11 protein-coding genes are annotated in these 13,864 nt (G+C 41.0%); 1 reads left to right on the top strand and 10 read right to left on the bottom strand.

Annotation, left to right across the window (positions count from 1 at the left end; all coding sequences use genetic code 11):
• Window positions 1-89: 89 nt before the first annotated feature.
• The 7 genes from ACDD58_RS18970 to ACDD58_RS19000 form a co-directional block, all read right to left on the bottom strand.
• A complete protein-coding gene (locus ACDD58_RS18970) occupies window positions 90-1,295 on the bottom strand; it encodes an ABC transporter permease (RefSeq protein WP_370778694.1) in 1,206 nt (401 codons plus the stop codon).
• A complete protein-coding gene (locus ACDD58_RS18975; RefSeq protein WP_370778695.1) occupies window positions 1,292-2,068 on the bottom strand; it encodes an ABC transporter ATP-binding protein in 777 nt (258 codons plus the stop codon). Before ACDD58_RS18975 ends, ACDD58_RS18970 begins: the two co-directional genes overlap by 4 nt.
• A 64-nt stretch (window positions 2,069-2,132) precedes the next feature.
• Window positions 2,133-2,735 carry a DUF4190 domain-containing protein gene (locus ACDD58_RS18980; RefSeq protein ID WP_370778696.1) on the bottom strand — a complete coding sequence of 201 codons (603 nt, stop codon included), beginning with the start codon at window positions 2,733-2,735 and terminating at the stop codon, window positions 2,133-2,135.
• A gap of 14 nt (window positions 2,736-2,749) precedes the next feature.
• The gene (locus ACDD58_RS18985) at window positions 2,750-3,763 is read right to left on the bottom strand and encodes a glycosyltransferase family 2 protein (protein ID WP_186899594.1); all 1,014 of its coding nucleotides are present in this window, start codon (window positions 3,761-3,763) and stop codon (window positions 2,750-2,752) included.
• A gap of 15 nt (window positions 3,764-3,778) precedes the next feature.
• Window positions 3,779-4,942, bottom strand: a complete 1,164-nt coding sequence (glf, locus tag ACDD58_RS18990; RefSeq protein WP_118210348.1) for a UDP-galactopyranose mutase — start codon at window positions 4,940-4,942, stop codon at window positions 3,779-3,781.
• 373 nt (window positions 4,943-5,315) lie between these two features.
• A complete protein-coding gene (locus ACDD58_RS18995) occupies window positions 5,316-6,503 on the bottom strand; it encodes an A/G-specific adenine glycosylase (protein WP_370778697.1) in 1,188 nt (395 codons plus the stop codon).
• A 66-nt stretch (window positions 6,504-6,569) separates the two neighbouring features.
• Window positions 6,570-7,748 (bottom strand): pyridoxal phosphate-dependent aminotransferase, encoded by a 1,179-nt coding sequence (locus tag ACDD58_RS19000; RefSeq protein ID WP_370778698.1) that lies wholly within the window; start codon window positions 7,746-7,748, stop codon window positions 6,570-6,572.
• 179 nt (window positions 7,749-7,927) lie between these two features.
• On the opposite strand from ACDD58_RS19000, the gene ACDD58_RS19005 reads away from it, so the two are divergent.
• Complete coding sequence (locus ACDD58_RS19005) at window positions 7,928-8,731, top strand: enoyl-CoA hydratase-related protein (RefSeq protein WP_117921934.1); 804 nt, start codon at window positions 7,928-7,930, stop codon at window positions 8,729-8,731.
• 70 nt (window positions 8,732-8,801) lie between these two features.
• On the opposite strand, the gene ACDD58_RS19010 is transcribed toward ACDD58_RS19005, so the two are convergent.
• From ACDD58_RS19010 to ACDD58_RS19020, 3 genes are all read right to left on the bottom strand, one after another.
• On the bottom strand, window positions 8,802-10,394 hold the full coding sequence (locus ACDD58_RS19010) for a response regulator (protein WP_370778699.1): 1,593 nt from the start codon (window positions 10,392-10,394) through the stop codon (window positions 8,802-8,804).
• 14 nt (window positions 10,395-10,408) lie between these two features.
• Window positions 10,409-12,166 carry a sensor histidine kinase gene (locus ACDD58_RS19015; protein WP_370778700.1) on the bottom strand — a complete coding sequence of 586 codons (1,758 nt, stop codon included), beginning with the start codon at window positions 12,164-12,166 and terminating at the stop codon, window positions 10,409-10,411.
• A 118-nt stretch (window positions 12,167-12,284) separates the two neighbouring features.
• On the bottom strand, window positions 12,285-13,844 hold the full coding sequence (locus ACDD58_RS19020; protein WP_370778701.1) for a glycoside hydrolase family 43 protein: 1,560 nt from the start codon (window positions 13,842-13,844) through the stop codon (window positions 12,285-12,287).
• Window positions 13,845-13,864: the final 20 nt, after the last annotated feature.

A 13,864-nucleotide genomic window follows, 5' to 3' on the forward strand; every position in this document is an offset into this window, starting at 1 on the left:
CCATATTTGTATAACTTTATATTTTCTCTTATCTGTAATATATGACTGATATTGCGGATTTTATACTTTTATTTATAACCTGCTGCCTCTCAACTATACATAATCTTCTCGCTGTCAAAAATCTTTGCTAACCCGGCCGTCATAACCAGTGCATACAAAAGGTTTGCCACGATTGTTACCACAAAATTAACAGGCACAAGATCAAAGGAAAAAATTCCATTCATGCACTGTACACTGTTATAAAACGGGATCAGATACCAGTAAACCTCCTTCGGCGCACCATCCCCGAACATCGTCGACACACCGATCAGCATGACGACGATCATCAGAGGCGAAACCATCGTTCCTGCCTCTTTGACGCTCTTTGCCAGGCCGGACATCAGGGAGATTGCACCGATAATTACCAGAACCGTACTTAAAATGACAAATAGCAACAGTACATAATCCGTTCCACTGTAAACTGCAGCGCTCATCGCACCCGTCATACTGTCATCCTCAAGCGCCGCACCGCCCATCAGATTCGGAAGTGCCAGCATCGTGCCGATAAAGCTGGAAACTCCGCCCAAAAGTCCGATGACACTCAGACTTAAGACTTTTCCGACGGCAAGCTCGCTGCGTTTCATCGGTGTGACAAGCAGCGTTGCGATCGTTCCGCGCTCCTTTTCCCCGACGATGGATTCCGGGGCAACCGCCATACAGCCACTGAATAAAAATGACATCAAAAGCATCGGTAAAAGCATGGAAAAAAGCTGCGCGGAAGTATCTTTTTCCGTTGCAACATCATATTTCACACCTTCTTCGGCATTGATATCAAACTTATTTGCCAGAGAAGATTCATAATCATCAAAAACCTGATACATCTGATTGTAGATCGTCGACGATTCCGTCGAAACTGAATTATAGTACATGTTGATATCCGGTGCTGCCTGCGTGGTATCTAACGGATCATATGCAGCGACAGCCGCATCAAAATCCGACTGGAACACCATCAAAAGATCTGCTTCCTCCGCCTCGATCTTTTCTAAGACATCAGACTCTTTTTCTACTGTAATTTCCGTCACTTCCAAATCAGATTCTGTCTTTAAATAAGAAAATGACTCCGGCAGATCCACCGTATAGATCTGATACACATAATCCTCAGAAGCTGCAAACTGCTTCATGATTCCCTGTCCAAGGAGTGTATACAGAATGTAGATCATCAATCCCGGCATCAAAATCGTGGTGAATACCAGTCTTCTATCTCCAAAAAAGCGGGCGAACTCTTTTTTCATGATTGCAATCATTTTTTTACTCATACTATCTCACCTGCCGTTTCCCGATAGATTTCAAAGAACTTATCCTCAAGTGGCATTTCCGCCGTCACATTAGAAAGCGTATCGCACAAAACCATTTTCCCATTGATAATGATGCCGACACGGTCACAGATTTTCTCGATCAATGAAAAAATATGTGTCGATACAATAATGGTTTTTCCCTCTGCCTTAAGCTCCTGCAGAAAATCAGTCACAACCTTTGCCGTGATAACATCAAGTCCGTTTGTCGGCTCATCAAAAATAATGATCTGCGGATCATGTACCAGTGAAATGATCAATGAAACCTTCTGCTTCATACCGGTTGAAAGATTAGAAACTTTTACCTCTGCAAACTCATCCACACCAAACTTCTGAAACAGAAGCCGTTTTCTCTCATCCCGCTCTGCCGGATCAATACCGTATAATTCGGAGAAAAAGTCAAACAGGTAATTCGGTGTAAAAAATTCTTCCAGTTTTAATTCACTCGTCAGAAATCCGATCTTTTTCCGAACACCGTTCGGATCTGTCACAATACTGCTTCCGTCAATCAGAGCATCACCTTTATCCGGTTTGATCAGCGTTGCTAACATGCGAAGCGTTGTTGTCTTTCCCGCTCCATTTGGCCCTAATAATCCAAAAACTTCCCCCTTGTAAGTACAAAAGGAAAGATCATCCACCGCAACCTTAACTTTGGCTGCGGTCTTTTCCAGTTTCTGTTGTTTCTTCGACAGATGAAATGTCTTAGACAATCCACTGACTTTCAATAATTCTTCCATAACCCTCTCCATAAAAACAAATGAATCCTTCTGTCATCATCTATGCTGTTCCAGCAAAAATTTTTCAGATAGTTCCATCATCCATGCTATTTTCGATATCATCATAAATATCATCGTAAATATGATTGTAAATATCATCATAATTGCTATACGATCCAAGACTGGTAAAGAAGATCAGAATATACAGAATGACCGATGCGATAAATCCGATTCCGCCTGTGATCAGACCAACGATTGCCATTCCTTTTTTATTTCCTTTTACAAGCTGTATGATACCAAAAATAATCGCAAGAATACCGGTGATCCAGCTGATACAGGTACAGAACAGCAAAACCGTAATGATTCCAAGTACTAACGACGCAATACCAAAGCCTTCACTTTCTGACTTATTACTTCCATACCTGCCAGCCGGTTGTCCGTAATTATATTCTGTACTTCCATTTGACTGTCCATAGTTATAACCTGCACTGTCATTTGACTGTCCGTAATTATAATTTGTATTGCCGTTTCCATATGAAGTATTTGTATAATACGGATTGTCTGCTGTATTCTTCTCTAAATTTGCCTTTTGCGCATCATCAGTCATATTTTTCTCCAGGCTGACAGGATTCCCCTGATTTATATTCTGCTCATTCGTTCCATAATCCCAGTTATTTTCTTCACTCATATTCCCATTACCTCTTAATTAAATCCAACTACTTTCTGCGACAAACGATATGCAGCAACCGAGATCTTTCTGCCTCCCTTGCCCGGCAGATTCATTGCATTCCCCATGATTCCTGCACGTAAATGATGGAATAAACGGATATCGTGGTCTTTGATGTACTTCCAGAGTTCACGTTTTTTCAGGAGATTTTCCTCGGTGCCGGAGCGGATCAGCATGATCGTAGAAATAACTGTAATAATCTCTAAATAATTAAACATATAATGGCGCAGTTTGCGGTTTGGAATCTTCCAGAGATCAAACTCATCCACCATGATCTTATTTACCTTGATCTGCTGATCGATACGGCTGATCATCACCTTCTCATTGACTGACTGATCTTCCCTTCCGATAAAGTAACGGTAAAAATCGACATCCATATAATACAGCGTCTTTACGCTCGGCAATGGTTTGTACACATAAATATTATCCACATAAAAAGTATGTTTCGGCAATTCCAATCCACATTCCCGCAACAGTTTTGTACGGTAAATCACAGAATGCATCAGGATATACTGGCCTTTCCGGAAGCGTGACACATCATTCCATGTAAAAATCTGGTCTTTCGGCAGGTTTGTGTAATGCATTACCTTTTTATGGCGTACACCTTCTTTTTCATAGACATAATTGGCAATAAACATATCAAGCGTCTGATTGCCGCCGGTCAGCTCACGAAGTTTATCTAAAATCTTCTTATAAGCCTCCCCATCTACCCAGTCATCGCTGTCTACCACTTTAAAATAAAGTCCTGTCGCATTGCGGATACCTGCATTAACTGCTTCCCCATGTCCTCCATTTACCTGATGAATCGCCCGGATGATCCCCGGATATTTTTTCTCATAAGCGTCTGCAATGTCTCCGGTACTGTCTTTTGATCCATCATCAATGATCAGTATCTCAACATCATCACCTCCCGGAAGCAGTGATTTGATACAGTTTTCCATATAATCCTGTGAGTTATAACATGGAATCGCAAATGTCATTAATTTCATATATAAATCCTCCGATCAGTTTTTTGTATTTTCTGCCATGATCGCATCGGCAAGTTCCATCGCTTTTTTCGTCATCGCATCAATATTATAATATTTGTATTCTGCCAGTCGTCCAAGCAGATAAAAATGTGGCAGTCTGCCTGCAAGTGCATGATATTTTTCATACAGTTCCTGGTTTTTCGGTTCTAAGATCGCATAGTAAGGAATTTCTCCTTCCGCTCCTGTATAAGCAAACGGATACTCCTTCACGATCGTGGTTCCATCCGTGTCTTTTTGTCCGGTCAGATATTTAAACTCTGTAATTCTCGTAAAATCTTCGCTGACCGTATAGTTGACCACACTGTGTCCCTGATAAGATTCTTCATTATAATGTTCAAAATCGAATCTTAAGGAACGGTACGGAAGTCTTCCAAACTGACAGTCAAACAATTCATCCAGTGCACCTGTATAAATAACATCCCCATCAAACGGTCTTCCATCAAAATAAATCTGATCTTCCTCAAAACGTAGCCGTTCTTTGCAGTCAACACCTGTCTCAACCGTGATATTCTCATGATCTAACATACGCTCAAACATCGGTGTAAATCCTTCTTTGGGTACTCCCTGATATTTATCCTGGAAATAACGGTTATCATAGGAAACCAGCACCGGAACTCGTCCTGTTACTTCCGGACTGATATCCTCCGGTTTTTGTCCCCACTGCTTCATTGTATATTTTAAAAATACATTTTCATATACAAACTGTGCTATCTCACGGATATCAGGATCATCATTTTCACGTAATTTCATGATCGGTACACGGCTTCCCTCACCGTATGCAGCGATCAGTTTCTGCTCTAAGGCATCCGCTTTTTCCTTATCATATACCATATGAAGTGTATTTAAATTAAATGGAACCGGGATCAGACGATCTCCAACCTTTGCTACCACCTCATGCCCAAATGCATACCAGTCCGTAAATCTTGACAGATACTGATACACTTCCTCGATTCCTGTATGAAAAATATGTGGTCCGTAATTATGTATTAATATTCCATGTGCATCCGGCTCATCATAACAGTTGCCTCCGATATGACTGCGTCTCTCCAAAACCAGCACTTTCTTTCCGGCTTCTTCCGCAAGTTTTCTCGCACTGACAGCACCTGCAATTCCTGCGCCGATCACGATACAATCGTACATAAAATCCTCCTTGTTTTCCGATTTTCATAACATCATAGCCACTTTATTATACACATTTTCCCACTGCAAACCAATCAATTTTTTCTTTAGATATTCTTAATTCTTACCATATTCCGTAGTTGTTCATATTTTATTTACATATTTCTCACAAACAAGGCATACGACGGTCACAATTCCCCGGTATACTAAACTCAAAGTTAAGGCAACAAGTTAAAATTTTTCATAGAACTTTTTTTCATACCTGATGTAAGTCAGGCAGCCTTGCTTATCTGATAAGCAAGGTTCCTCCCAGCAAATAGTGAATCACTTCACTTTCCATACACACTCTTTTTCATAATGAATAGCCGGTGCTGTTGCACCGGCTCCCTCTTTTTTATCTGTTCTTTTCACTACCAAGAAGAATATTCATATATTTCGCATAAGCAGCAAATGCAGATGGTATGGCATATTTTTCTTTCGCATCTTCTGCATCCACAAATAATAATCCGTCTGTACCAATTTTTTCGCTCTGCACCTGTGGCTGCATTTCCGGTTCCTCCACACGGACCGCATATCCTGTCATATGCCATTCTATATGGGAAAAAATATGTTTTGCATCCCCCAACGGCTGAATACGGATTGGTGCATATCCCAGCTCTTTTACCAGAGAAAGTACTTCCTCCTGCCCCAGATTTCCCTCAACATTTGGAAGTTCATACAGTCCTGCCAAAAGTCCCTTTCTCGGTCTTTTCCTGATTGCAACCTTTTGATCATCCCTTAAGATCAGAACCGTTTTTTTCTCGATCTTACGCGGTTTCGCCTTGCTCTTGACCGGTATCTGTTCTATCAGTCCCTGTTTTTTTGCCTCACACAGTTTTTCCCACGGACATTCTTCACATAACGGCGCACCGTTTGGCACACAGACTGTCGCTCCAAGTTCCATAAGCGCCTGATTAAACGCACCGGCAAGGTTTCCATGATATACCTGTGCCCTCAGATCCACTGCATCCTCCATCCATGGGAATATATTTTTCTCATTTCTGTCACCAGTCCCATGCATCAGTTCTTCCAACAATGCTTCCATCTCACTCCGGAAAGACTGTTTCATAATATCCGTATCATCTGCCGAAACGCGTGTTAAAACACGAAGCACATTCCCATCGACTGCCGGAACCGGGATTCCATATGCAATAGACGCAACCGCACCTGCTGTATAATGACCGATTCCTTTCAGTTTCAACAGTTTTTCATAATCTGCCGGAAGTTGTCCACCATAGTTTTCCACGACTTCCACAGCAGCTTTCTGCATATTCCGGACACGGTTATAATACCCTAATCCCTCCCAGAGTTTTAAAAGTTCATCCTCCGGGCAGACAGAAAGTGCACCTGCATCCGGCAATGCCTTCGTAAAACGTTCAAAATATGATTTTACTGCCTCCACTCTTGTCTGCTGGAGCATGATCTCTGAAATCCACACCCTGTATGGCGTCGGTTCTTCACGCCACGGCAGTATGCGGGCATGGCTTAAAAACCACTTTAATAATGGGGATACCAGTTGCTTTAAGTCGTAATCTTTTAACATGTATCTCTCAAACTTTCTTTTATAATATTCTTCATTTCTGTGCTCATTTTTACACAGTTCAGCACTTTACTTTAAGTCAAACCGGCTGACAAATACTGCGATCTTATCCAAACACTGCCGGATAATGTCTTTGGAATAAGCATAAGAACAGCGGATATAACCCTTTGCACAATTTCCAAATGCATCCCCCGGAATGACTGCTACTTTCTGCTCCTGTAACAGACGGTTACAAAATTCCATACTGGTAAGTCCTGTCTTTTTCACCGATGGAAATACATAAAATGCACCTTCCGGCTCTGTCACATCAAGTCCCATGTTCTGAAATCCGTCCACCATGATCTTTCGCCTCTCATCATATTCCTTCCGCATGACTTCAATCTCTTCGTCACGAACCGGACTTGTCAGTGCTTCAAGGGCTGCCACCTGTGAAGTCGTTCCTGCAGACATGGTTGTAAACTGATGGATCTTATTCATATGGAAAATGACTTCCGCCGGACCTGCTGCGATACCCATGCGCCATCCTGTCATTGCAAATGCCTTTGAAAAACCATTTAATACCACACATCGTTCATACATATCCGGCAGTGCTGCAATCGACGCATGCTTTTTGCCGTAAGTCAGCTCTGCATAAATTTCGTCAGTGATCACAAAAATATCATGTGCGATCACAACCTCACGGATCGCCTCTAAATCTTCTTTTTCCATGATCGCTCCGGTAGGATTGTTCGGAAATGAGATCAGCAGAACCTTTGTTTTATCTGTGATCTTTTCTTCCAGTTCTTCTTTTGTCAGACGGAATTTATTTTCTGCTTTTAATGGAATTGAAACCGGAACACCTCCACATAATTCTACACACGGAATGTAGGAAACATAACAAGGCTCCACAACCAGTACTTCATCCCCCGGATCTACCAGTGCACGAAGTGCCAGGTCTATTCCTTCGCTTGCCCCCATTGTGATCAATATCTCATCTTCCCTGTCGTAATGAAGTTCGAACTTTTCCAGATATTCTGCAGCTGCCGCACGAAGCTCTACGGTGCCACGGTTGTCCGTATATTTTGTCTCTCCCCTTTTTATAGAGGCGATCGCTGCCTCCCTGACATGTTCCGGTGTCGGAAAATCCGGCTCGCCGACACCAAGTGACAATGCTCCCTCCATCGTATTTGCAATATCAAAAAAGTCCTTGATCCCTGAATCCGGCATCTCCTTTACTACCTTAGATAAGTATGATTTGCTTGTGCCCATGGTTTTTCCTCTTTTCTGTATCTTTGTCAAAATATCATACCACCTATCATAGCACTTTTTCTACCGAATTTATAGTGAATTTTTCCCATAATCTATTGACAAATTCTAGGAAAAGCTGTACGCTATTAATAACGTATATTGTTAATTTTTTATCAAACTATTCAGGAGGGTTCCAAACGATGAGCGATTTTAACAATTTAAAACTGGAAGTTGCTGAGGAGATTGCAGTTCTTACAATTTCAAGACCAGCAGCATTAAACGCATTAAACAGCGAGACTTTAGACGAGTTAAACACAGCCTTAACTGAGATCGAGGCAAGAGACGACATCAAAGTTGTAATCTTAACAGGTGGTCCTGACAAGAAAGGCAACGAATTCAAATCTTTCGTAGCAGGCGCTGATATTTCTGAGATGGTAAACTTTACTGCAGCAGAGGCAAGAGCTTTCGGTATGAGAGCTTCCGTACCATTCTTCAAATTAATGAACATGCGTCAGGTAACGATCGCAGCTGTAAATGGTTTTGCACTTGGCGGTGGATGTGAGATTTCCATGGCATGTGATATCCGTATCGCATCTGACAACGCTACTTTCGCACAGCCAGAAACAGGTCTTGGAATCATTCCTGGATTCGGCGGTACACAGAGACTTGCCCGTTTAGTAGGCATGGGACGCGCAAAAGAGATGATCTTTACCTGTGATTCCGTTGATGCAGCAGAAGCTTACCGCATCGGTCTTGTAAATAAAGTAGTTGCTCCGGAAGAGTTAATGAACACAGCAAAAGCTATGGCAAAGAAAATCATCTCCAAAGGAAGCTATGCTGTTTCCGTTGCAAAAGCAGCTATCAACAACGGTTATGATATGGACATCAAGAACGCTGTTGAGATGGAAGCAAACTTATTCGGCGTAACCTGCTCTACCCACGACAAAAAAGAAGGCATGACTGCTTTCTTAGAGAGAAGAGCTGCTGATTTAACAGATTTCTAGGATTTTTCTAAAATATAAAAAGGCATTGGAGCTTAGATGCTTCCAGTGCCTTTTTTGTACTTCTGCTATTTTAATTTTGTAACATGTTCTTCCGGAATTTTGCCGGTGTACAGCCCTTTACCTGTATAAAACGGTTTACAAAATAATCCAGGTCACGATAACCCACATCTTCTGCGATCTGTGCGATCTTCTTATCTGTATGAAGCAAATAGTCTGCTGCCTGTTCCATTCGGTAATTATTTAGGTAGTCTTTGAATGACTGTCCGTATTTTTTTCGAAACAGCTGTCCTAAATATGCACTGTTGACATAATATTTTTCACTCAGACTTTTTAACGTGATATTTGATGCAAAATTTTCTTTCACTTCTTTTTCTACCATACTTAAGACACCTCTGGAAACATTTTTCCGAAGCTGTGAAAGATAGTCTGCATATTCACAGGCAAAACGTGTCAGGTGTGCCTTACTTCCTCTCTTTACCCCGGTCTCAAAGCTGCTTTCACTGATCAGCCTTAAGATTTTTTCCTGATTCACATCATCATCCTGCTCACAGGCAAGATGGATCAGCTGGAACAGAAGATAATTGATATTCAACGTCATTGTCTCACCGCAGATTCCCCTTTTTCCCATTTCTTCATAGAAAAATTCCACCGCATTGCGGATTCCGACATGATTGTTCTGCTCGATCATTTTTAACAGCCCATCTAAACTTTCCTTACATAAAACAATACCATCCGGCGATACCTGAACTTCCTCTTCATAATAGTAAATCTGTTTTTTACTCCGGAATCCCTGAAAAGAACGAAGCATACAGGTATTGCCATATGACCTTGCTATATTACTGATGTCCTGTACCTTTTTCCCGACTAACATAATGACCGGCTGATTCATATTATTTTCCAGATACTCACGAAAATGTTCTAAATAATCCTGTTCTGACATCCCTGCTTTCTTTGCAACACGGTCAAAATATAAAAAACAAACATCATAGATTTTTTCATTTACCGATACATCAAACACGCATAAATCGGCATCTTCCTTTAAATATTCCATACACAGATGGTAAAGTTTTCTCTGTGCCACCCTCATTTCCTGATCGGACGTTTTTTCTTCATCAAAAATCTCTTCCATCTGGATTTCCACATAACGTACGCCTTTCGTACATTCCATATGCTCACGGACATATTCAAGATTAAGCTGGTCAAATTTTCCCTGGACAAGTGAAATAATATGTCTTGCCAGATATGCCTGTTTCATTTTTTTATTCTTTTCAATGTCCGACTTCTCCTGACTGCTTAAAGCCATCACCTTGTTTAACATCTTTAACAGGATCTCTCTGTCTACCGGTTTTAAAATATAATCTGTGCACCCATGCTGCATTGCCTGCTGTGCAAATCCAAATTCCGCATATCCGCTTAAAACCACAAAACATGCATCAGAAATTGATTCTTTACGGATTTTCTCTAAAAGTTCTAATCCCGTCATCTGCGGCATCTTGATATCTGCAATGATCAGATCTGCCTTTTTCTTCTGTAAAAACTCCAATGCCTCAAGTCCATTTGCAGCCGTCCCTGCAATCTCAAATCCTTCCTGTTCCCAATCAATCAGATGCTTCAGTCCCTCTAAAATGAAGGGTTCATCATCAACCAGTAAAACCTTTAACATTTCCCTAATCCCCCCTATACATACTGCAATGGTATCTGTATCAGAACCGTAGTTCCCACACCTTCTTCTCCGTCTAATTGAAACTCTACCTGATTTTCTGTAACCAGTTTAAGGCGGACACAGGCATTTAAGATTCCAACTCTTCCATTGCTTTTTAACATTTCAATATTGGCACTATTCATTTTCTTCTCCAGTTCTAAAATTTTCTCCTCTTCCATTCCGGTTCCCGTATCTTCAATTTCAATATAAAGTTTTTCATCCTGTCTGTTTATTCTCACAAATATCCATCCCGGCGATGCTTTCCCCTCAATCCCATGTACACAGGCATTTTCAACAAATGTTACAATCGTTAATTTAGGAATCCTGTATGTATCACACCCTTCCTCCACATCAATGCTGTAATTTAATCTGTCCCCAAACCGGTATTTCTGAAGAGCCAGATATGCTTTTACAAATTCGATCTCATCTGTAATGCTTACGGAATCATTTCCCCATTCCACATACTGTCTCTGCATGATGGCAAGTTTTGCCACCATATCTGCCGTCTCATTTTCATTTTTCAGAATACTGTGCATTCGGATACTCTCAAGAACATTAAACAGAAAATGTGGATTGATCTGGCTGTGCAGGGCTAAAAGCTCTGCATTTTTCTGTCCTACTAACATTTCCTGTTCCCGGATCTTATTTTTATATACTGTCTGGATCAGTTCATTCGTCCTGTCTACCATGCGGTTATAATTCCGTATCATGCTGCTGATCTCATCTTTTCCACCCTCATAATACATCGGGATCAGATGATCACTGTCCACGGACTTAAATACCCTGCTGAGTTCTGTGATCCTCTTCGTAAATGACCGGTTAAAAATCTGTACAAAACAAAATGGAAAAAGAGCATTTATCATAACAAGAAGCAGTAATATTGGCATTTCATTTTTAATGCCGTTCCAAAATCCATTCTCTGCTTTTTTTACATAAATCTGCAGCTCTGTCCCATAAAAACTGAATGAATGTTTATATGCATCTTTCGTATTTCCCTCTATACTCTGAAATTCATTTCCATAACTTCCATAATTGCCATTAGAAAGAACAATCCGGTCACCCTCACATACCAAAACCTCATTATCATAATTCATGTTTCTGAGTATTCGTATCATACTATTATAATCAAATTCAATTTTCAGATATTTTTCCGTACCAGCATCATAAAAATCCATCTTCTGCAGATAGATGATCCTTCGTTCTTTTGTCATCTTCGAGCTGCTGTCATCATAGACAAAAAAGATTCTCTTGCTTTTTCCACTATCCTTTAAGATCTGGTACCCCTGTGTCCCTTTTATTTTTTTCAGGCTGTTTACACGTCCGCCATTTACAATGGTATCATTGTCCGTATACAATGTAAAAACCATATTGTTCATTCCTAATGCATTTTCTAACAATGTATTACCAAAAAACTGCTGATAAGCCGAAACATATTCCGCAGAATCCGAATATTTTTTTGACAGAAAATTATTAAAGTCCTTATTTGTATAGATACTGTTTGCGATCTCCCGCACATTTCCAGCCATACTGCTGATACTGTATTCTACCGCATTTGCGATATTTGCCATCTCATGCACTTTGCGTTCCCTGTCAAATTTACTGACCATAAAAATGACTACACTATCCGTAATGATCAATGGAATCAGAACACATAAAATATAAAATATATAAAATTTCTTTTTGATCGTAAGATTATTCATATAATGATCTATCCGATTCAATAATTTTTCCATAAAAATACCCATTCCTGCGCTGTCTTTCACATAACCGAAAGAGAGCAGACACTTTTTTTGCCTGCTCTCAACGTATATATCTATTATACGCAATATTTTTATTCCCTGCAATGACATTTTATAGTGCTTTCTGAAGAAACCAGCCAAAATCTGCATGATTCTGACTTTCCACTCCGTTTGCAGATGCATACATACCGATCGTACAGCCTACAAACCCTCCGGCTTCCTCTGTTGTATACGGAAGAAGGCTGATATCTTTCGCACACAAAATCCATTCTTCTCCTGTCTGAATCCATACACATGCTTTCTGCCTGTCACACAAAATACGGATTCTGGTTATCTTTTCATTACCATCCATCGGTGTCACAGAAATGATCTTTTCCTCTCCCTGTATACAGGATGTCACTGCAAAACATTTTCTTCCATCTCTCCTCATGATCTCCATACGAAGATGGTTTGCATGATTCTGATACAATACCATACCTGCAGTTTCTTTCTCATGCACCGGCTCAAACTCTACCCCGGTCTCGGCATAGAACTGATAACTTTTCTGCCGTATTCCAAAATAAGCACAATTGTTCTTATCTGCAATACGTTCCTTTCTGTTATAGAGTCTCAACATGCCAGCACGCTCTGTCAGGGAATAAGTCTCCCCATTTAAACTCTCAATACTTACCAGCCGCTTGTCTAACTTTGCATCCCAGAACTGGATATAATCAGAAGCACCAACCTCCTCTGTCAGCCTGCATTCTTCCATTGGAATTTCAAGTTCTTCCTCAAGATGTCCGACTCCCTCTGCAATGACCGGCCATCCGTTTTCCCATGTCACTTTTGCAAGGAATGTCTCTCTTCCCATGCTGCTGTGTCTTTCACATGGCCTTGATGCAAGCATGACAACATACCAGTTTCCATGACCATCATCCACCAGATCGCCATGACCTGCATAAACAACCGGATAATCCATTCCAAGATTACGGTGTGTAAAAACCGGGTTTCTCGGACATCCCTCAAACCATTGGAACAGCTTCTTACTTCTTGCAATACTGATACTGTGTTCCGGACCTGTCCCTCCTTCTGCATGCATCAGATAATAATATCCGTCTATTTTATAAAGGTGTGGTCCCTCCGGCCAGATCACATCCTTTACCGCACCTTTCCAGATCGCCATGCTTTCGCCTACAAGTTTCATGGTGTTAAGATCAAGCTCCTGCACCCAGATTTCCCAATCCCCATTATACCTTACACCTTCCGGGTTCGGTCTTGTTCCGCAGTAATAACATTTTCCATCATCATCAAAGAACAGGCTCGGATCGATACCCGGTGCCTCCTCTCCAAGATAATATGGATCTGACCACGGGCCTGCCGGGTTTTTGGCAGTCACAATAAAATTGCCCCCATAGCTGACATTCGTTGTTATCATATAAAATGTTCCATTATGATACCTTATCGTTGGTGCATAAATTCCTTCTGAAATTTCACTTCCTTTTACTGGAAGCTGCTCTTTTCTGTCTAAAATATTACCGATCTGTTCCCAGTGTGCAAGATCCCTGCTATGAAAAACCGGAACTCCCGGTCCATAAACAAAACTTGAATTTACAATATAATAATCCTCCCCCGCCCTGCATATAGAAGGATCAGGATAAAATCCACATAAAATCGGGTTTTTTACTGTTACCATGTCATTCTCCATTCCTGCGC

The sequence above is a fragment of the Roseburia sp. genome (assembly GCF_041325975.1).
Taxonomy (GTDB): domain Bacteria; phylum Bacillota; class Clostridia; order Lachnospirales; family Lachnospiraceae; genus Roseburia; species Roseburia rectibacter.

Coding starts and splice junctions, on each gene's coding strand:
- ACDD58_RS18970 (WP_370778694.1), bottom strand. CDS start 1,295: ATGAGTAAAAAAATGATTGCAATCATGAAAAAAGAGTTCGCCCGCTTT.
- ACDD58_RS18975 (WP_370778695.1), bottom strand. CDS start 2,068: ATGGAAGAATTATTGAAAGTCAGTGGATTGTCTAAGACATTTCATCTG.
- ACDD58_RS18980 (WP_370778696.1), bottom strand. CDS start 2,735: ATGAGTGAAGAAAATAACTGGGATTATGGAACGAATGAGCAGAATATA.
- ACDD58_RS18985 (WP_186899594.1), bottom strand. CDS start 3,763: ATGAAATTAATGACATTTGCGATTCCATGTTATAACTCACAGGATTAT.
- glf (WP_118210348.1), bottom strand. CDS start 4,942: ATGTACGATTGTATCGTGATCGGCGCAGGAATTGCAGGTGCTGTCAGT.
- ACDD58_RS18995 (WP_370778697.1), bottom strand. CDS start 6,503: ATGTTAAAAGATTACGACTTAAAGCAACTGGTATCCCCATTATTAAAG.
- ACDD58_RS19000 (WP_370778698.1), bottom strand. CDS start 7,748: ATGGGCACAAGCAAATCATACTTATCTAAGGTAGTAAAGGAGATGCCG.
- ACDD58_RS19005 (WP_117921934.1), top strand. CDS start 7,928: ATGAGCGATTTTAACAATTTAAAACTGGAAGTTGCTGAGGAGATTGCA.
- ACDD58_RS19010 (WP_370778699.1), bottom strand. CDS start 10,394: ATGTTAAAGGTTTTACTGGTTGATGATGAACCCTTCATTTTAGAGGGA.
- ACDD58_RS19015 (WP_370778700.1), bottom strand. CDS start 12,166: ATGGAAAAATTATTGAATCGGATAGATCATTATATGAATAATCTTACG.
- ACDD58_RS19020 (WP_370778701.1), bottom strand. CDS start 13,844: ATGGTAACAGTAAAAAACCCGATTTTATGTGGATTTTATCCTGATCCT.